Annotated in this window: 21 protein-coding genes and 1 tRNA gene; 6 read left to right on the forward strand and 16 right to left on the reverse strand. The window is 65.1% G+C overall.

All coding sequences use genetic code 11. The annotated features are described in order from the left end of the window. Window positions 1–8: 8 nt before the first annotated feature. From FG95_RS02890 to FG95_RS02910, 5 genes are read right to left on the reverse strand one after another with little or no spacing between them, the layout of a single operon-like run. Window positions 9–677 (reverse strand): complex I 24 kDa subunit family protein, encoded by a 669-nt coding sequence (locus FG95_RS02890; RefSeq protein ID WP_037553869.1) that lies wholly within the window; start codon window positions 675–677, stop codon window positions 9–11. Then, window positions 677–1,894 carry an NADH-quinone oxidoreductase subunit D gene (locus tag FG95_RS02895; RefSeq protein ID WP_052182032.1) on the reverse strand — a complete coding sequence of 406 codons (1,218 nt, stop codon included), beginning with the start codon at window positions 1,892–1,894 and terminating at the stop codon, window positions 677–679. Before FG95_RS02895 ends, FG95_RS02890 begins: the two co-directional genes overlap by 1 nt. Window positions 1,895–1,944: 50 nt before the next feature. Further along, window positions 1,945–2,844, reverse strand: coding sequence for an NADH-quinone oxidoreductase subunit C (locus FG95_RS02900; protein WP_037553871.1), 900 nt, complete (start codon window positions 2,842–2,844; stop codon window positions 1,945–1,947). Then, complete coding sequence (locus FG95_RS02905) at window positions 2,844–3,398, reverse strand: NuoB/complex I 20 kDa subunit family protein (protein WP_037553873.1); 555 nt, start codon at window positions 3,396–3,398, stop codon at window positions 2,844–2,846. Before FG95_RS02905 ends, FG95_RS02900 begins: the two co-directional genes overlap by 1 nt. Then, window positions 3,395–3,769, reverse strand: coding sequence for an NADH-quinone oxidoreductase subunit A (locus FG95_RS02910; protein WP_037553875.1), 375 nt, complete (start codon window positions 3,767–3,769; stop codon window positions 3,395–3,397). Before FG95_RS02910 ends, FG95_RS02905 begins: the two co-directional genes overlap by 4 nt. 222 nt (window positions 3,770–3,991) lie before the next feature. Here FG95_RS02910 and FG95_RS02915 point away from each other — a divergent pair, with 222 nt between their 5' ends. Next, a complete protein-coding gene (locus tag FG95_RS02915) occupies window positions 3,992–4,474 on the forward strand; it encodes a YbjN domain-containing protein (RefSeq protein ID WP_037553876.1) in 483 nt (160 codons plus the stop codon). A gap of 120 nt (window positions 4,475–4,594) precedes the next feature. On the opposite strand, the gene FG95_RS02920 is transcribed toward FG95_RS02915, so the two are convergent. The 4 genes from FG95_RS02920 to thiE all read right to left on the reverse strand — a co-directional run bounded on the left by FG95_RS02920 (window position 4,595) and on the right by thiE (window position 9,089). Beyond that, window positions 4,595–5,413, reverse strand: coding sequence for an inositol monophosphatase family protein (locus FG95_RS02920; RefSeq protein WP_037553877.1), 819 nt, complete (start codon window positions 5,411–5,413; stop codon window positions 4,595–4,597). A gap of 121 nt (window positions 5,414–5,534) precedes the next feature. Next, the gene (efp, locus tag FG95_RS02925) at window positions 5,535–6,098 is read right to left on the reverse strand and encodes an elongation factor P (protein ID WP_037553878.1); all 564 of its coding nucleotides are present in this window, start codon (window positions 6,096–6,098) and stop codon (window positions 5,535–5,537) included. A gap of 107 nt (window positions 6,099–6,205) precedes the next feature. After that, a complete protein-coding gene (locus tag FG95_RS02930) occupies window positions 6,206–8,167 on the reverse strand; it encodes an OPT family oligopeptide transporter (RefSeq protein WP_037553879.1) in 1,962 nt (653 codons plus the stop codon). Window positions 8,168–8,450: 283 nt separating this feature from the next. After that, window positions 8,451–9,089, reverse strand: a complete 639-nt coding sequence (gene thiE, locus FG95_RS02935) for a thiamine phosphate synthase (RefSeq protein ID WP_037553880.1) — start codon at window positions 9,087–9,089, stop codon at window positions 8,451–8,453. Window positions 9,090–9,124: 35 nt separating this feature from the next. Here thiE and FG95_RS02940 point away from each other — a divergent pair, with 35 nt between their 5' ends. Beyond that, the gene (locus FG95_RS02940; RefSeq protein WP_037553881.1) at window positions 9,125–9,523 is read left to right on the forward strand and encodes a hypothetical protein; all 399 of its coding nucleotides are present in this window, start codon (window positions 9,125–9,127) and stop codon (window positions 9,521–9,523) included. 103 nt (window positions 9,524–9,626) lie between these two features. Here the strand turns inward: FG95_RS02940 and FG95_RS02945 are convergent, their stop codons facing one another. From FG95_RS02945 to tkt, 5 genes are all read right to left on the reverse strand, one after another. Next, the gene (locus tag FG95_RS02945; RefSeq protein ID WP_037553883.1) at window positions 9,627–10,283 is read right to left on the reverse strand and encodes an O-methyltransferase; all 657 of its coding nucleotides are present in this window, start codon (window positions 10,281–10,283) and stop codon (window positions 9,627–9,629) included. A gap of 3 nt (window positions 10,284–10,286) precedes the next feature. Further along, on the reverse strand, window positions 10,287–11,156 hold the full coding sequence (locus FG95_RS02950) for a fructose bisphosphate aldolase (RefSeq protein ID WP_200880138.1): 870 nt from the start codon (window positions 11,154–11,156) through the stop codon (window positions 10,287–10,289). Between the two features lie 100 nt (window positions 11,157–11,256). After that, complete coding sequence (locus tag FG95_RS02955) at window positions 11,257–12,453, reverse strand: phosphoglycerate kinase (protein ID WP_037553887.1); 1,197 nt, start codon at window positions 12,451–12,453, stop codon at window positions 11,257–11,259. A 131-nt stretch (window positions 12,454–12,584) separates the two neighbouring features. Beyond that, on the reverse strand, window positions 12,585–13,592 hold the full coding sequence (gene gap / locus FG95_RS02960; protein ID WP_037553889.1) for a type I glyceraldehyde-3-phosphate dehydrogenase: 1,008 nt from the start codon (window positions 13,590–13,592) through the stop codon (window positions 12,585–12,587). Between the two features lie 36 nt (window positions 13,593–13,628). Then, window positions 13,629–15,611 (reverse strand): transketolase, encoded by a 1,983-nt coding sequence (tkt, locus tag FG95_RS02965; protein WP_037553890.1) that lies wholly within the window; start codon window positions 15,609–15,611, stop codon window positions 13,629–13,631. 156 nt (window positions 15,612–15,767) lie between these two features. On the opposite strand from tkt, the gene FG95_RS02970 reads away from it, so the two are divergent. The 4 genes from FG95_RS02970 (at window position 15,768) to FG95_RS02985 (ending at window position 17,468) form a co-directional block, all read left to right on the forward strand. Further along, window positions 15,768–15,974: a hypothetical protein gene (locus FG95_RS02970; RefSeq protein ID WP_037553893.1), complete on the forward strand. Its 207-nt coding sequence runs from the start codon at window positions 15,768–15,770 to the stop codon at window positions 15,972–15,974. Further along, window positions 15,967–16,413 carry a cell division protein ZapA gene (locus tag FG95_RS02975; protein ID WP_037553896.1) on the forward strand — a complete coding sequence of 149 codons (447 nt, stop codon included), beginning with the start codon at window positions 15,967–15,969 and terminating at the stop codon, window positions 16,411–16,413. The genes FG95_RS02970 and FG95_RS02975 overlap by 8 nt, the downstream gene beginning before the upstream one ends. Before the next feature lie 219 nt (window positions 16,414–16,632). Next, a complete protein-coding gene (locus tag FG95_RS02980) occupies window positions 16,633–17,226 on the forward strand; it encodes a 5-formyltetrahydrofolate cyclo-ligase (RefSeq protein WP_037553898.1) in 594 nt (197 codons plus the stop codon). Continuing rightward, entirely contained in the window at window positions 17,223–17,468 is a 246-nt protein-coding gene (locus FG95_RS02985; RefSeq protein WP_268746855.1) for a DUF2842 domain-containing protein, read from the forward strand. The genes FG95_RS02980 and FG95_RS02985 overlap by 4 nt, the downstream gene beginning before the upstream one ends. A 77-nt stretch (window positions 17,469–17,545) precedes the next feature. Here FG95_RS02985 and FG95_RS02990 read toward each other — a convergent pair. Together FG95_RS02990 and FG95_RS02995 are read right to left on the reverse strand one after the other, a co-directional pair. Then, a tRNA-Asp gene (locus FG95_RS02990) sits at window positions 17,546–17,622 on the reverse strand. Between the two features lie 43 nt (window positions 17,623–17,665). Next, on the reverse strand, window positions 17,666–18,865 hold the full coding sequence (locus FG95_RS02995; protein ID WP_235211435.1) for an AI-2E family transporter: 1,200 nt from the start codon (window positions 18,863–18,865) through the stop codon (window positions 17,666–17,668).

Raw genomic sequence — 18,865 nt, forward strand, 5'->3', positions numbered from 1 at the left:
GACCGCCATCACCAATCCTTCCGATAGTCGTGGTTGGCCTTGACCATTTCCTTCAGCGTCGTTGGTCCGCCCTCGGGCTCGCTCGTATGGCGTCCCGGAACCTGCGTCCCCGTCTTCGGCGTCTTGCCCGCGGCAAGGTCGTCGAGGATGCGCGTCATGCTGTCGTAGTCGAGGTCTTCGTAATTATCGTCGTTGATCTGAACCATCGGTGCGTTGGTGCAGGTGCCCATGCACTCGACCTCGGTCAGCGTGAACAGCCCGTCGGGCGTCGTCTTGCCCTTGGTCATCCCGCGGTTCTTGCACGCCGCCATCACATCGTCCGACCCGCGCAGCAGGCACGGCGTCGTGCCGCAGACCTGCACATGATAGCGGCCGACGGGGACGAGATTGTACATCGTATAGAAGGTCGCGACCTCATAGGCGCGGATGAACGGCATATCGAGCGCGGCGGCGACATATTCGATCACCGGTACGGGCAGCCAGCCCTGCGTCTGCGTCTCGGCACCGACCTGGCGTTGCGCAAGGTCGAGCAAAGGCATCACCGCCGAACGCTGCCGCCCCGCAGGATAGCGCGCGATGACCGCCTTCGCCTTCTCGGCATTTTCGGCGGTCCACGCAAAAGCGCCCCAGCGCGCGCGGACTTCGGCTTCATCTGGAATTTGCGGTGCGTCGGCCATTAGCGGTCACACTCTCCGAAAACGACGTCAATGGCGCCGATAATTGCAGTGGTGTCGGCGAGCATGTGGCCCTTCGACATCATGTCCATCGCCTGCAGGTGCGAAAATGCCGTCGGGCGGATCTTGCAGCGGTACGGCTTGTTGGTGCCGTCGCTGACCAGATAGACGCCGAATTCGCCCTTGGGGCTTTCGGTCGCCACGTAAACCTCGCCCGCCGGGACGTGGAATCCCTCGGTATAAAGCTTGAAGTGGTGGATCAGCGATTCCATCGACTGCTTCATCTCGCCGCGCTTTGGCGGGACGACCTTGCGGTCGAGGCTCGCGACCGGGCCGGTGGGCATGTCGCGCAGGCATTGGAGAATGATGCGCGCCGACTGATAGACTTCCTGCACGCGGACCATGAAGCGGTCGTAGCAGTCGCCGCGCGTGCCGACCGGAATCTCGAAATCCATCTTGGCATAGGCGTCATAGGGCTGCGACTTGCGCAGATCCCAAGCGATGCCGCTGCCGCGGATCATCGGGCCCGAAAAGCCCCATGCCAGCGCGTCTTCTTTCGACACCGTCGCGATGTCGACGTTGCGCTGCTTGAAGATGCGGTTGTCGATGACGAGGCTCATCGCGTCGCCGAACAGCTTCGGCAGCCGCTTTTCGCACCATTCGCCGATGTCGTAGAGCAGCCGTTCCGGCACGTCCTGATGGACGCCGCCCGGACGGAAATAGGCGCTGTGCATCCGCGCGCCCGACGCGCGCTCGAAGAAGTTGAGGCAATCCTCGCGCAGCTCGAACACCCAGAGGTTCGGGGTCATCGCGCCGACGTCCATGACGTGCGAGCCGATGTTGAGCATGTGATTGCAGATGCGCGTCAGCTCGGCGAACAGCACGCGCAGATATTGCGCGCGGTCGGGCACTTCGAGGTCGAGCAGCTTCTCGATCGCGAGGACATAGCTGTGCTCCATCCCGAGCGGCGAGCAATAGTCGAGCCGGTCGAAATAGGGCAGCGCCTGCAGATAGGTCTTATACTCGATCAGCTTTTCGGTGCCGCGGTGGAGCAGCCCGACGTGCGGGTCGACGCGCTCGATGATTTCGCCGTCGAGCTCCATCACCATGCGGAGAACGCCGTGCGCCGCGGGGTGCTGCGGGCCGAAGTTGATCGTGTAATTGGTGACGACTTGATCGCCCGCGGTATCGGCGGTATCGACCGGATAGCCCTCGAACATGTCGCTGCCGTGGTGCTTGACCGCCCCGGAATAATTGGAGGGAGAGTCGGTCATGCGTCACCTCCTGTTTTGGGCTTGCGCGGCGCGCGCGGCTTGGCGGGCGCCTTTTCGGCTTTCTCGGTCGCGGGCGTCTTGGCCTTGGCGGCCTTGGTCGCCTTTGCGCCGTCGCGACTCGTCTTCGCGGCCTTGATGTTGGTCTTCGCGCCCGCGCCGGTCTGCGCCGTGTTTTCGGTCGTTTTCGGAGTCGGCGGCGGCGAAGCCTTCGCCTTTTCGTCGGCTGCCTTGACCTCTTTTGCGGTCATCGGCGTCGGTGCGCCCTTGCCCGGACCTTCGCCCGTCCCGCCGGCCTTTTCATCGCCCGGCAGCACATAATCGGCGCCTTCCCACGGGGACAGGAAGTCGAAATTGCGGAAATCCTGCGCCAGCCGCACGGGCTCGTACACGACGCGCTTGTCCTCTTCGGAATAGCGCAGCTCCGTATAGCCGGTCAGCGGGAAGTCCTTGCGCTGCGGATGTCCCTGAAAACCATAGTCGGTCAGGATGCGGCGGAGGTCGGGGTTGCCGCTGAACAACACGCCGTACATGTCGAACACTTCGCGCTCGAGCCAGCCGGCGTTCGGCCACACGGGAACGATCGTCGGAACCGGCGTCGCCTCGTCGGTCGACACGCGGACGCGCAGGCGGTGATTCTTCGTCACGCTGAGCAGGTGATAGACCACCTCGAACCGCTCGGCGCGATCGGGATAGTCGACCCCGGCGATTTCCATCAGCTGCTGATATTCAAGGCTGTCGCGCAGCGCGACCATCACCCCGGCGACGGCTTCGCGCGTCACCGTGATGCTGTCTTCATCGACCGTGAACACATGCGCGACGAGGTCGGCGCCGAGCACCGTCTTCAGCGAAGCCGCGAGCGAAGGCTGCGGCGCGACGAGGGGAGCGGGATGGGCCATCAGCGTTCGATCGTTCCGACGCGGCGGATCTTCCGCTGCAACTGCATCACGCCATAGAGCAGAGCCTCGGCGGTCGGCGGGCAACCGGGAACATAGATGTCGACGGGCACGATGCGGTCGCAGCCGCGCACCACCGAATAGCTATAGTGATAATAGCCGCCGCCATTGGCGCAGCTGCCCATCGAGATCACATACTTCGGGTTCGACATCTGGTCGTAAACCCGGCGCAGCGCGGGGGCCATCTTGTTGCACAGCGTTCCCGCGACGATCATCACGTCCGACTGGCGCGGGCTCGCGCGCGGCGCGGCGCCGAAGCGTTCCATGTCGTAACGTGGCATGTTGACGTGAATCATCTCGACCGCGCAGCAGGCGAGCCCGAAGGTCATCCACCAGAGCGAGCCGGTGCGCGCCCAGTTGAACAGATCCTCGGTCGAGGTGACGAGAAAGCCCTTGTCGCCGACCTCTGAATTGAGGTCGTCGAAGAAGCCCTGATCGGGGTTCGTGCCGGGGGCAACCGGCATCTGGCCGGGCATGATGATGCTGGAAGTGCTCATTCCCAATCCAACGCGCCTTTTTTCCACGCGTACACAAGGCCGAGGGTCAATTCGGCGAGGAAGATCATCATCGTCGCCCAACCGGCCCAGCCGATTTCCTCGAGGCTCACCGCCCAAGGAAAGAGGAAGGCCGCTTCGAGGTCGAAGATGATGAAAAGGATGGCGACGAGGTAGAAACGCACGTCGAACTGGCTGCGCGCGTCTTCAAAAGCGGGAAAACCGCATTCATATTCGGTCAGCTTCGCCGGATCGGGCTTGTGCGCCCCGGTCAGCCGGGCGACCCCCATCGGAAGGAACACGAAGGCACAGGACAGGCCGAGGGCGATGACCAGAAAGATCAGAATCGGCAAATATTGCGTCAGATCGACCATGGGAGCTCGCAGTTCTGTTGTTTTGGGGTGTCGCGCACCCGTTTATGGGGGGCGCTTTAGGCCAGCGCGACGCGTGTCGCAAGCGCTGCGGGCAGGATTTTCGTTCCTTGCGTAACCAAAAACCCATTGCATGCTGGCGAGCGGGCCTATCGCTGTGATACGCCATCGAAAAAGGGCCGCTGGACCGCAGTTTCAGGGCCAAAATCGATAAAGGGAGCTTTCATGGGACCAATCACCGCTCGCGCCGCCCTCGCCCTCGCCCCGCTGGCGCTTTTTCCGGCGACCCCGGCGCATGCCGAACTGGTCAACGCGGCGAATCCGGAAACGATCAAGGCGATCGTCGAGTCGCAGGGCTGGCCCGCGACGATCGTCGCCAAGGATGGTGACGACCCTTATATCGAGAGCAACCGGGCCGGCCTCAAATTCCTCGTGCTTTTTATGAACTGCGACGCGGGCGAGCGGTGCAAGACGCTGCAATATTATATGGGTTTCAGCGACGCGAAAGACGTCACGCTCGACCGGCTCAACCAGTGGAACAAGGAAAAACGCTTCGCGCGCGCCTATAAGGACGACGCGGGCGACCCGGTGCTCGAAATGGACGTCGACCTCGATTTCCAGGGCATCCCGCGCGAGAATGTCGGCGAGACCTTCAACACCTGGGCGTCGCTGATGGACAGCTTTCGGGCGTATGTTTTCGAGAAGTGAGACAGGCCAAGCAAAAACGCACAGCACTTCCCCCTTTTCGTCACCCCGGACTTGATCCGGGGTCCATAACCGCACCGTTGGAATGGATGCCGGATCAAGTCCGGCATGATGAAAGGAAGATCACGCGTTGCGCAGCGCGCCCGCGACCAGCTTCTGCAGCTTCGAATGCACCGCGGCGCTGCCCGCAATGAATTCGCTGCGGTCGATCGCACGGTCGCCGCCGCGGAAATCGCTGACGAAGCCGCCGGCTTCGCGCACGAGCAACATGCCCGCGGCGACGTCCCAGACCTGCAGGTCGCTTTCCCAGAAACCGTCGTAGCGGCCCGCCGCGACCCACGCGAGGTCCAGGCTCGCGGCGCCGAAGCGGCGGATGCCGGCGACTTCGGGCGCGACCGCACCGAAAATGCGACTCCACTGCGCCATATTGCCATGGCCCATATACGGAATGCCCGTCGCGATCAGGCATTCGTTGAGGTGGCGGCGCGACGCGACGCGAAGGCGCCGGTCATGCAGCCACGCGCCGCGGCCGCGCTCGGCCCAATAGCTTTCGTCGGTGACGGGCTGATAGACGAGCGCCGCCGTCACCTCGCCCCAGCCGCCGCCGGGCTTGGGCTCCTGCACCGCGATCGAGATCGCGAAATGCGGGATCGCGTGGAGAAAGTTCGAGGTTCCGTCGAGCGGATCGATGATGAAGCGCGGCTTGCCGGGATCGCCCTCGATCTCGCCTGCCTCTTCCATCTTGAAGCCCCAGCCCGGACGCGCGTGGGTCAGCTCGTCGTAAAGCGTGCGCTCGGCCGCCTGATCGGCCTTCGACACGAAATCGGCCGGGCCCTTCTGCGAGACCTGCAGATGCTCGATCTCGCCGAAGTCGCGACGCAGCTTTGTGCCGGCCTTGCGCGCGGCGCGTTCCATGACGGTGATGATGCCGGATACGGCCATAATCAATCTCCCCCCTCCCGCTTGCGGGAGGGGTCGGGGGAGGGAATGTTTCCTACCGGAAAGAACCCGTCCCTCGACAGGCCCTCCCCTAGCCCCTCCCGCACGCGGGAGGGGAACTCATTCAATCCGCACGCCGCACATATTCGCGGTCGTACACATGCACGACGATGCGGGTCCCGCTGGTGATGTGCGGCGGCACCATCACGCGCACGCCATTGTCGAGGATCGCGGGCTTGTACGACGAGGACGCGGTTTGTCCTTTGACCACCGCGTCGGCCTCGACGATCGTCGCTTCGATCGTTTCAGGGAGTTCGACCGAGATCGGGCGTTCTTCCCAAAGCTCGAGCACGACGTCCATGCCGTCCTGCAGGAACTCGTGCGCTTCGCCGACGACGTCCTTCGAGATGTTGATCTGTTCGAAGCTGTCCTTGTCCATGAATACCAGATCGTCGCCCTCGGCATAGAGGAACTGGAAATCCTTGGTGTCGAGGCGCACCTTTTCGACCGTATCCGCGCTGCGGAAACGGTTGTTGAGCTTGCGCCCGTCGATCAGATTCTTGGCTTCGACCTGCATATAGGCGCCGCCCTTGCCCGGCTGGGTGTGCTGGATCTTGGTGACCTTCCAGATGCCGCCTTCATATTCGATAATATTGCCGGGACGGATTTCAACGCCGGTGATCTTCATCGCGCACACTCACTAGACAAGAATGGAAAGAGCAAAGCCGCGCCCGCCGGGCACCGCCATCAGGTGCGCGCCTTTAGCCGCGCGCGCGCCGAAGGGCAAGCGGCGTGTCAGGGCGTCGCCACGACCATCGCGCGCGTGCGCTTGTAGCTGAGCCAGACCAGCCCGACGAAGAGCAGCAGGCCCACCCACGGCGCATAGGGCGCATAACCGTCGCCGACCACGGCGAGCGGCGCGTCGCTGCCGCTGCCCGCGACAATGCCTGCATAGAGCACGCCGAACAGGCTTTCGCCGACGATCATGCCCGTCGCGGTGAGCACGCCCATGCGGTGCGCGAAGCTCGCGTTCGGGCGCTTTGCCGCCCAGCGATCGTAGAACCAGCCGCCGACCGCGCCGATCACCACCGGCAGGATCACCGCCATCGGCAGATAGATACCGATGCCGATCGCCAAGGGGGGAAGCCGGAGCTTGCCCGCGCGCCCCAGCATCGCATCGACGACGATGAAGCCGGCCCCCGCGATCGCGCCATAGCTCAGCATCGTCCAGTTGAGGTCGCCGCCGAGCACCCCCTGCGCGAGCGACGAGATCAGCCCCGCCTGCGGCGCCGCGAGCGCGTTCGGCCCTGCCCCCGGCGCGCCGACGAAACCCAATGTCTCGTTGAGCACGTTGAGCACCGGCGGCACGACAAGCGAGCCGAAGATCACGCCGATGATCAGCGCGACCTGCTGCTTCCAAGGCGTCGCGCCGACGAGCTGGCCGGTTTTGAGGTCCTGCAGATTGTCGTTCGAGATCGTCGCGATGCCGAAGACGAGCCCGGTGACGATCAGCGCATAGGCGACCATCGCGCTCACTTCGACCTCGCCCCCACCGCGCCCGAGCAGGCCGAGAAGGAGCAGCGACGAAGCGATGATCGCGAGGATGCCGATTCCCGACACGGGCGAGTTCGACGCCCCGATCAAGCCCGCCATATAGCCGGTGACCGAGGCGATCATCAGCCCGACGATGATGATGAACAGGATCGCGCCCGCGATCAGCGCGAACGACGCGCCGGCGAGCGGCCCGCCCGAAAGCTCCGTCCAGAGCAAAGCGCCGATCGGCAGCATCAGGAACAGCGACCCGCCGAACACCCAGCCGATCGACATATCCTGTTCCTCGATCGCCAGCGCCTGCCCGCCCTGTCGCGCGCGGCTTGCCGCCATCGCCGAACGGATGCCGCCGAGCACCGGGCCTGCGATCTTGATCAGCGTCCAGATCGCCGCGACCGCGATCACCCCCGCGCCGAAAAAGCGCACGTCGGCGCGAAACACCGTGTTCGCCAGCGTCTCGGCATCGCCCGCGCCGCCTTGCGTCAGGATCGGTAGCAGCACCCACCAGCCGGTGATCAACCCGACGAGTTGCGCCATGCCGACCGACAGCCCGACGAGGTGGCCGACCCCGAACAGCGCGAAGGCGAGCCCGCCCGCGACGCCGGTCGCGCCGCTCCCGACCGCGAACCAGCGCGCGACCTCGGCCCCTGCGAGCTTCATCTGGGTGAGCAGGGTAAAGCCCGCCGCGACGAGCGCGTTCCACACGAGCGCCGACAGGCCCGCGCGATTCTCCTCGGCGCCCTCGGCGCTGGCCACACCGACCTTCAGCACTTCGGCGGCGGCGCGGCCTTCGGGATAGGGCAGGTCCGAATCGACGACGAGCGCGCGGCGCAGCGGTACCGAGAAGAGCACCCCCAATATGCCGCCGAGCATCGTGATCGCGGTCGTTTCGAGCAGCGGAAAGCCCTGCCAGTAACCGACCATGACCAGCCCCGGCAGCACGAAGATGATCGCCGCCAGCGTGCCGGCGGCGCTCGCGATCGTCTGGACGATATTATTCTCGAGGATCGTCGACCCCGCCATATAGCGCAGCAGCGCCATCGAAATCACCGCCGCGGGAATCGACGTCGCAAAGGTCAGCCCGACCTTCAGCCCCAGATAGACGTTCGCCGCGGTGAACGCCAAAGTCAGCAGCCCCCCGAGCAAGACGGCCCGGATCGTAAGTTCGCGCCCGCGTGACGTCGGCGCTGCGGTGGTTTCGGCCATAAATTTCTCCCCGGCGGCTGTCTTGCGGGCTGGCGCGCGCCGCGCAAGCGAAAACGCGATGAACCGAAGCCGATTTGACGCATCGATCCAATATGGCGCGCGGCAACGGTGCCATATCGGCCGCCATGATGAGTATCGAGCGTCCTGACCTTACCCCGCCGCCCCCTCGCGGCAACGCAGCAACTTCGTCGCGGGGGGCTCCTTGCGCCGGCCTTTTTGGCTGGCGCAAGGATGCGGCGACGTCGCCTGCTCCCAAAAAGGCGCCGAAAACGCCGGGGCGCGACTATCCCGCCGGCTGATTTTCGAGAATATCGGCAAAGGCGCGCACCGCCGCTGCCGGCCCGTCGGGATGCGCCCACACGCCGCCGGACACCGCAAGAAAATCGGCCCCGGCTTCGACCAGAATCTTTGCATTATCCGTCGTGATCCCGCCGATCGCGACGCACGGCAGTTCGAACAAGCCCTGCCACCAGGTCAATATTTCGGGTTCGGGATGATGCTCGACGGCCTTGGTCGTCGTCGGGAAGAAGGCGCCGAACGCGACATAATCCGCGCCGGCTTCACCCGCTTCCATCGCGAGATGGCGGCTGTCGTGGCACGTCACCCCGATCTGCGTGTCGGGGCCGAGCAGGCGGCGCGCTTCCTTCGGATCGCCATCGCCCTGCCCCAGATGGACCCCGTCGGCCTTCAGCCGTTTCGCGAGCGCGACGTCGTCGTTGACGATGAAGGCGACCTCGTGCGCGGCGCAAATCGCCTGCAGCGGTTCGGCGAGCCGCGCCGCTTCATGCTGGTCGATGTCTTTGACGCGAAACTGGAAAGCGGCGACAGGTCCGGCGGACAGCGCTTCCTCCAGCCGGGCCGGAAAATCGCCCCCGACGTCGAGAGGAGAAATGAGGTAAAGCTGGCAATGGGTCGTGGTCATGGCGCGTTCATAGCGATGCCGCCAGAGACGGGCAAATGCAGAACATCGTGCGCCTTGCCGCCATCACCCTCCCCGCCGCCATCGCGCTTTCGGCCTGCGCCACTACGGCCGCTGCACCGCTGCCCGACGGCAGCGACGTCGCGCTTGGCGAGCGCGCCTATGTCGACGGCCCGATCGTCCAGCCGGTCGAAGTTATCGAGGACAGCCGCTGCCCGATGAACGCGCGCTGCGTCTGGGCCGGGCGCGTGCGGGTCAAGATGGTCTGGATCCGCGGCAATGGCGAAAAACAGCCGTTCGAGGCCACGCTCGGCGAGCCGACCCATCTCGCCGACGGCCAGTTCACGCTCGAATCGGTGCGGCCGGAAAAGCGCACCGATGTGGCGCTGGAATCCTCCGACTACCGCTTCTCGTTCCGTTTCGCGGGCGGGCTGTAGATCCCTCGTCATCCCGGCGAAGGCCGGGATCTCGCCGGTGCATCAGAACGCGAGGTTGAGATTCCGGACTTCGCCGGGATGACGCCCGACATGGGGCGGCCGGCTAACGCACCCGCGCCAGCACGAAACCGTCCCATTTCTTCGCGCCGACCGTCTGCACCGCGGTCGCGTCGAGGCGCGGATTGGTCGCAAGCATGTCGAACAACGCGCGTGTGCCGGCAATGCGCTCGTCGTCGCTGTCCGCGTCGAGCACCCCGCCCTCGCGCACGACATTGTCGACGATGATCGTCGTGCCGGGACGGCCGAGCCGGATCGCCTCCTCGACATAATGCGCGTTGTTCTGCTTGTCGGCGTCGATGAAGACGAAGTCGAAAGGCGCTTCGCCGGTCATCGCGGCAAGGCTGTCGGCGGCGGGGCCGACGCGGATATCGACCTTTCCCGCCTGTCCCGCCCGCTCCAGATTCTCGCGCGCCACGCGGGCGTGATGCGCCTCCAACTCGAGCGTCACCAGTTCGCCGCCGTCGGGCAGCGCCCGCGCCAGCCAGATCGTCGAATAACCGCCGAGCGTTCCGATTTCGAGGATGCGCTTCGCGCCGGCGATCTGCGCGAGCAGGAAGAGCATCTTGCCCTGCACCGCCGACACGTCAATCGGCGGCAGTCCCTGTTTTTCATTGTTGGCGAGCGTGGTGGCAAGCGCGTCGTCCGTGCCCAGCAATTTGCCGGCGATATAATCGTCGACGGCTTGCCACCCCTCTCCCATCACCTAGGCCACAGAGGCCGCGTGAATTTCGTCGATCGCGCCGCCGAGCGAGCTGTTGAACTCGTCGTCATTCATCTGGTGACGAAGGTCTTCCAGAAGCGCGCGGCTGAAGCTCGCGATGATGCCCGGGTTTTTCGCCAGCTCGACGCACGCCTCGGGGCGCGCGAAGCCGCCCGACAGCGCGACGACGCGCAGTACCTTGGGATGATCGACGAGCGGTTGGAACAGGCCTGCTTCGGTCGGCAAGGAGAGCTTCAGCATCACCGGCGCGCCGGTCCAGGCATCGAGCGCCGCGAGCAGTTCCTTGAGCAGCAGGCGGTCGGCGGCATCGCGCTCGGCGCTCTTGATGTTCACTTCGGGTTCGATGATCGGGACGAGGCCATGCGCCGCGATGCGCTTCGCTTCGGCGAACTGCTGATCGACGATCGCCTTGATCCCCGCCGGATTGGCGAGATTGACGACGCTGCGCATCTTGGTGCCGAACACGCCCTTCGCAACCGCGCGTTCGCACAGATCGTCGAGGCCCGGGTTCGCCTTCATCAACTGGACGCCATCGGCTTCGTCCTCAAGCCCCTTGTCCACTTTAAGGAACGGCACCACGCCGCGTTCCCACAAGAGCGCCGGAACCGGCTTGCCGCCCGCTTCGCCGTCCATCGTGCGTTCGAACAGGATCGCGCCGATCACCTTCTCGCCATTGAAGCAGGGTGCAGTGACGATGCGGCTGCGCATGTCGTGGATCAGGCCGAACATCTCTTCGTCGTTCGAAAAGGCGTCGGCTTCGATGCCATAACCCTTCAATGCCTTGGGCGTCGAACCGCCGCTCTGGTCGAGCGCGGCGATAAAGCCCTGCCCCGATTTGATCTGGTCGAGCATTTCGGCATTGGCGGTGGTCATGGGATCTCCGGTTGTTTGCATACGTATGTGGCGGTGCCCATAGCGGCCCCAGTGGCCCGATGCAACGCGGGCGGAAGTTCTACGCCTTCAGCGCGTCGACGCCCGGCAACGGCTTGCCTTCCATCCATTCCAGGAAGGCACCGCCGGCGGTCGAAACGAAGCTGAAGTCGCCGGCGACTCCGGCGTGGTTGAGCGCCGCGACGGTATCGCCGCCGCCCGCGACCGAGGTCAGCGAGCCTTCGCGCGTCAGCGCGGCGGCAGTCTTGGCGAGCGCGACGGTCGCGGTGTCGAACGGCGGCGTCTCGAACGCACCGAGCGGCCCGTTCCACACGAGCGTGCGGCAATTTTTGAGAACGTCGGCGAGCGCCTCGACCGCGGCGGGGCCGACGTCGAGGATCATTTCGTCGGCGGCGACCTCGTGGACGTTGACGGTGCGCGTCGGCGGATTCGGCGCGAATTCCTTCGCCACCACGACGTCATAGGGCAGATGGATCGTGCAGCCCGCCGCATCGGCGGCGTCGAAGATCGCATTGGCGGTGTCGACCAGATCATGCTCGCAAAGCGACTTGCCGACATCGACCCCGCGCGCGGCGAGGAAGGTGTTCGCCATGCCGCCGCCGATGATCAGATGATCGACCTGCGCAACCAGGTTCCTGAGCACATCGATCTTGCTCGACACCTTCGCGCCGCCGACGACCGCCGCGACGGGATGCGCCGGATTGCCGAGCGCGGCGTCGAGTGCCTTGAGTTCGGCTTCCATCGCGCGGCCGGCATAGGCAGGCAGGCGATGCGCGATACCCTCGGTCGAGCCATGCGCGCGGTGCGCCGCCGAAAAGGCGTCGTTGACGTACAGGTCGCCGATCTTGGCGAGCGCATCGGCGAAGGCGGGGTCGTTCTTTTCCTCGCCGGGATAGAAGCGCGTATTTTCGAGCACCGCGACGTCGCCGGGCGCGAGCACCGCGACGCCCGCCTTCGCGCCGTCCCCTATGGCTTCGGGGATGAACATGACCGAATGGCCGAGCACATCCTCGACCCCGCCCATGACGAGGCTCAGCGACTGCGTCGGGTTCTTCGCGCCCTTCGGCCGCCCGAAATGCGCGAGCAGCAGGACGATCGCCCCCTTGTCCGACAGTTCGCGGATCGTCGGCATCGCCGCCTGGATCCGGGTCGCGTCGCTGACCGCCCCCTCGAACAACGGAACGTTGAGGTCGACGCGCACGAGCACGCGCTTGCCGGTGACGTCACCGATATCGTCGAGGGTCTTGAACGCGGTCATTTCTCTCACTCCGTCCCCGGAGCGTGCCCCTGCGAAGGCAGGGGCCCATCTCCTAAGCTTTCCGTCTCCGCGTCCTCACTGTATCGATCCGACCGGAGATGGCCCCCTGTTTTCGCAGGGGCACCGTCGAATTACAGCAGCTTGGCGATCACGCCCGCGGTGTCGACCATGCGGTTCGAGAAACCCCATTCATTGTCGTACCAGCTGACGACGCGAACCAGCTTGCCTTCGAGCACCGAGGTTTCGAGGCTGTCGATCGTCGAGCTGGCCGGGCAGTGGTTGTAATCGATCGAAACCAGCGGTTCGTCCGAATAAGCGAGCACGCCCTTCAGCGCGCCTTCCGACGCATCCTTCAGGATCTTGTTCACTTCCTCGACGCTCGTGTCGCGCTTCGGGGTGAAGGTCAGGTCGACCAGGCTGACGTTCGGGGTCGGCACGCGGATCGCCGAACCGTCGAGCTTGCCCTTGAGCTCGGGAAGCACTTCGCCGACCGCGCGCGCGGCGCCCGTCGTCGTCGGGATGATCGACATGCCCGCGGCACGCGCGCGGCGCATGTCGCTGTGAATCTGGTCGAGGATCTTCTGGTCGTTGGTATAGGCGTGGACCGTGGTCATCAGCCCGCGCTCGATGCCGAGCGTGTCGTTGAGCACCTTGGCGACCGGCGCGAGGCAGTTGGTCGTGCAGCTCGCGTTCGACACGATCTTGTGCTCGCCGGTCAGCTTGTCGTGGTTGACGCCATAAACGACGGTCAGGTCGACGCCCTTCGCGGGGGCCGAGATCAGCACGCGCTTCGCGCCGGCGGCGAGGTGCTTGCCCGCGCTGTCGGCGTCGGTGAAAAAGCCCGTGCATTCGAGCGCGATGTCGACGCCCAGCGCGCCGTGCGGCAGGTTCGCGGGATCGCGTTCGGCGGTCACCTTGATCGCCTTGCCGTTGACGATCATCTGGTCGCCTTCGGCCGAAACCTCACCCGGGAAAGGACCGTGAACGCTGTCGCGCTTGAACAGCAGCGCATTGGCCTTGGCGTCGGCGAGGTCGTTGATCGCAACGAGCTCGAGCCCGCAGTCGGGGCGTTCGAGGATCGCGCGCGCCACGAGGCGGCCGATGCGTCCGAAACCGTTGATTGCGACTTTCACTGCCATGTCGGGGAGTCCTTTCTGCGAATGGGCGGCCGGTCCTTAATCGTTCAGCCGGGCCAGGATCTGGGGTGCGATAGCATCGGCGGTCAGGCCGAAATGCTTGAATAGTTCTTCAATCGGGGCCGAGGCGCCGAAGCTGTCGATGCCGAAGCGCAGGCCGTGGCGGCCGGTATAGCGTTCCCAGCCGAAGGTGGTGCCCGCCTCGATCGACACGATCAGCGCGTCCTGGGGCAGGATATCGGCCTGATAAGCTGCGGTCTGCTCGTCGAACAGCTCGGTTGAGACCATCGAAACGACGTCGGCACCCCGACCTGCGGCTTCGAGCTTGTCGGCGACTTCGATCGCGAGCGACACTTCCGAGCCCGTTGCGACGAGCACGACCTTGCGCGCGGCCGAAGCTCCACGCAGGCGGTAACCGCCTTTCGCGCATAGATTTTCGGTGACGTCATGACGCAGCGGCGGGAGATTCTGGCGGGTCAGTGCGAGCAGCGACGGGCGATCCTCCTGCGCCAGCGCGAGCGCCCAGCATTCGGCGGTCTCGACCGCGTCGGCGGGACGCATAACGAGCAGGTTCGGCATCGCGCGGAGCGACTGGAGATGCTCGATCGGCTGGTGCGTCGGGCCGTCCTCGCCGAGCCCGATGCTGTCGTGCGTCATCACATAGACGACGCGCTGCTGCTGGAGCGCCGACAGGCGGATCGCCGCGCGGCAATAATCGGCGAACACCAGGAAGGTGCCGCCATAGGGCACGACACCGCCATGCAGCGCCATGCCGTTCATCGCCGCGGCCATGCCGAACTCGCGGATGCCATAATAGATATAGCGGCCCGAATAATCATTCCTTGTCAGCGGCTTGGTCGACGAGGTTTTGGTATTGTTCGAACCCGTCAGGTCGGCGCTGCCGCCGACCAGCGACGCGATGTCGGCGGTGAGCGCGCTCAGCGTGTTCTCCGACGCCTTGCGCGTCGCGACCTTCGGCGGCTCGGCGACGAGGCCGTCGAGATAGGCCTTGAAGGCGTCGCCCGGAACGACCTTGCCACTCAGCCGCGCTTCGAAATCCTTTTTCTTTTCGCTACTTGCGAGCCGATCATTCCATTCGGCATGAAGCTTCTTGCCCTTCTCGCCGAACGCCGCCCACGCCGACGCGATGTCGGCCGGGATAACGAACGGCTCGGCGGTCCAGCCGAGTTCCTTGCGCGCCGCGGCGATCTCGTCGGCGCCGAGCGGGGCGCCATGCGTCGCCGACGTCCCCTGCTTGTTCGGCGCGCCGAAGCCGATGATCGTGCGGCACGCGATCAAAGACGGGCGCGGATCGGCAAGCGCGGCGTCGATTGCGCGGCGAATGTCGGCCGGATCGTGACCGTCGCAGCTTTCGACATGCCAGCCCGTCGCCGCATAGCGCGCCTGAATGTCCTCGCTCGTCGACAGGTCGGTCGACCCGTCGATCGTGATCTTGTTGTCGTCCCACAGCACCATCAGTCGCCCGAGCTGCAAATGTCCAGCCAAACCAATGGCTTCGTGGTTGATGCCTTCCATCAGACAGCCGTCGCCGGCGATGACATATGTGCGATGATCGACAAGATCGTCGCCATAGACCGCGTTCAGATGCCGCTCGGCGATCGCCATCCCGACCGCGGTCGCGAGCCCCTGCCCCAGCGGCCCCGTCGTCGTCTCGACGCCCTCGAGCTCGAAATTCTCGGGGTGTCCCGCGCACGGACTGCCCAGCTGGCGGAAGTTGCGGATGTCGCCCAGCGTCGGCCGCGCATAGCCCGCGAGATTGAGCGTCGCATAGGCGAGCATCGAGCCGTGACCCGCGGAAAGAACGAATCGGTCGCGATCGGCCCATTTCGGATCGCTCGGATCGAACTTCAAATAGTCCGAATAAAGCACGGTGGCGACGTCGGCCATGCCCATCGGCATCCCGGGATGGCCGCTGTTTGCGGCCTGTACGGCGTCCATCGCAAGCGCGCGGATCGCGTTGGCGAGTTGACGTTCGGCCAAATGACCTTCGGGATATGTCATGAGTCCCCCGGGAAAGGATGTGAAGATGACCGGATTCGGTGGGGACAGCCCTTTGCGGGGGCGGGGTCAGGAGTCAACCGCCTGTGGACAAATTGTGGCGCATTTCGGCGCGGAGAGGCGATTGCACCCCTCCCCGCGCGCTGCTAACCCTTGGCCATGGAACTCGATCTCGACGAATCCAGTCTGGCCATCGGCCGTATCGAACGCGCACTGAGCCGCATCGAAAAGGCCCTGACCGACCGGGCGAACCGCCCCGCACCCAGCGTTGCCGCGCCCGCCGCCGATCAATCGCCGCTGAAGGCCGAGGTTGCCGCCGTCATCGGCGAACTCGACCGACTGATCGCGGAGGCCGACCGTGGCTGACGTCAAACTGACCATCGGGGGCCGTCCCTACGACGTCCACTGCGCCGACGGGCAGGAAGCGCAGTTGACCCAGTTGGCGTCGGTCATCGATGAAAAGGTCCGGACGATGCCGGGCGGGACCGAGGTGCGGCAATTGCTGTTCGCGGCGCTCATGCTCGCCGACGAGATGCAGGAAGCCCGCGGCAGGGTCGAAAAGACCGAACCCCAATCCGATTCGCTGCGCGCGGCGGTCGCGCTCGCCGAGAGCCGCGAGGCGCAGGCGCGCGACGAATTGAAGGCGGCCATCGCGCGCGAGCAGGACGCGATCAAGGCGCTGGAGACTGCGCGGCAAAATTCGGCGACCACGGCGCCTTCCACCAATCCGTCGAACGACCGCGCGCTGCTGCAGATCGCCGACCGTATCGAAGCCCTCGCGGGAAAAGTCGAGCAACTCCCTTGAGCACGCGCGTCCGCGCCCTTACATAGGGGGCGGCGGGTACTGCCCGGCACGAGCTTTTGCGAAAATCCCTGAGGCGATACATCATCCTAGGGGGCTGTCCCTGCCCGGACCCTGGTCCGACGTACATGGTCCCCACCTGACGTTACTGGCGTCAGAGGACTTTCCAGCAAACGACCTCGGCGGTCCCGCCAACCTGCCCGCCAAGCTCCCGAGGAGGCGATGACCGACCTGTCCGCCGACCTTGCCCAGCAGAAACAGAAATTGCGCGAGCGGCTGCGCTTCCGGCGACGGCATTTCGCCGCGAATCTTGACGGCATGGCGCAACTGGCCGCGTTCCGCGCGCCCCCTGCGCCGCTTTCCGAGCTTCTCGCCGACCATGCCATCGTCGGCGCCTATGTCGCGTGGGGCGACGAGCCCGACATACTTCCGATGTTCGCGGACCTTGCGCAAGCGGGCGCGCTTGCCCTGCCCCATCACGCCGGACGAATCGCGGAAATGGATTTTCGCTTGTGGCGGCCCGACGAATCGCTGGCGAAAGGACCGTGGGGCACGCGCCAGCCTACCGACGACGCACCGTTAGCGAGGCCGAACCTCATTTTCTGTCCGCTCGTCGGATTCGACCGCAGGGGCGGCCGGATCGGTCAGGGCGGCGGTCATTACGACCGCTATTTTGTCGCGCATCCCGGCGCGCTGCGCATCGGTATCGGCTGGTCGGTGCAGGAAATCGACGCTACGCCGCGCGAATCGACCGATATCGCGCTCGACGCGATATTGACCGAGCAGGAATTCATCCTTTGCGGAGATCGTTTGTGAATCAGGACAGCCAGGATCGGTTCGACGGCAATCCTCGCCCGAGCTGGCGCAAGCCCGCGGGCATGTTCCTGATCCTTGCGCTGATCGGCGGCTGGACCGCGATCGTCGTCAGCCTTTCACCATGGGTCGGCACATGGCCGGTGCTGGTGCAGGCGATCTTCTATCTCGTGGCCGGGATCATCTGGATCGCGCCCTTGAAGCCGCTGCTGCGCTGGATGGAACTGGGGACTTGGCGCCGCTAAAGAGCGGCGCCAATCCAATTTTCCGGTGATGGAAAGTCCCAAGCTGCGGTGGCCATTCCGTCCCTGAAGACGAGAAATGGCGCGAGTGACGGGGCTCGAACCCGCGACCTCCGGCGTGACAGGCCGGCACTCTAACCAACTGAGCTACACCCGCGTGTGCTTGGGAGCCGCGCCAATATGGCCCCCGCTTCGGCCTGTCAACCGTCGCTTTCATCATGCGTGCGATTTAATCGATCGCGCACCTCGTCGGTGGTCGTGAGCGTGCCGTGTTCGAACAGGAAACCCGCGAGATCGGGCGTCCCCGTCGACGCGAGCACCGTCTGCAAAATCAGCAGCAGCGGAACCGCGAGCAAAGCGCCCGGCGTCCCCCACACCCACCCCCAGAAGCTCAGCGACACGAGAATGAGCAGTGGATTGATCGTCAGCCGCTTGCCGAGCACCAGCGGCGTGATCAGATTCGCCTCGACCAGATGGACGCCGATAAAGATCAGTGCAGGCAAAAGCGCGAGCCCGACGGCGTCGAAGGTCATTAGCCCGCCGAGCCCCAGCAGCACCGCGGCGACGATCGGCCCCAGATAGGGCACGAAATTGCAGATGCTGACGATCCCGCCCCACATGAAGGGCGACGGCATGCCGAGCGCCCACAGCAGCAGCGCGACCGAAAGGCCCAGAATCGCGTTGATCATCGTGATAGTCGCCAGATAGTCGGCGGTCGCATCGACGACATTCTGAATCACACGCGCGGTCTGCATCGCGCCGTCGAAGCTGCCGCGCCGGCGAATCGTGCCTTTGCGCAGCCGCGTCCAGCCCGCGAGAAAGAAGAAGATGACGAGCACCGCGAAGAACAGCTGGATCGCGGCCGAGGGCGCCGACGAGATGAAATAATCGACCACCGAGGTGGGCGCGGTAGCAGCGACCGCCTGCGCGGTCGCCTCGGTCCCGCTGGCGACCGAGGTCAGCGTGCGGTCGACGAAGCGTTGCAGCGTCGAATAAAAGTCGATGAGCGGCGCCAGATTGCTCTGGATGCGCGGAATCGATTCGGGGATGCGCGCGAACCAGCCCGTTGCCGGCACGACGATGATTGCGAGCGCCGCGTTGATAATCGCGAGGAAGGTAGCAAGCGCAAAAAACGCCGCGAGCGCGGATGGCAGGCCGCGGCGTTCGAGCCATTCGAGCAGCGGCACGAGCGCGATCGCGATGACGATCGCCGCGGTGAGCGGAAGGAAGAATTCCGCGCCGGCTTGCAGGGCAAAGGGCAATCCCAGGCAGAATGCGGCGCCGAGGATCAGCGCGAGCGCGGCAAGCAGCCGGTCGCGGCGAAAATCGTCGATCTCGATCTGGTGCAGCGGATTGACGCGCGGCGGACGCACATCCTTGCTGCCCCGGTCCTCCGCCAC

It is taken from the genome of Sphingopyxis sp. LC363 (genome assembly GCF_000756385.1).
Taxonomy (GTDB): Bacteria; Pseudomonadota; Alphaproteobacteria; order Sphingomonadales; family Sphingomonadaceae; genus Sphingopyxis.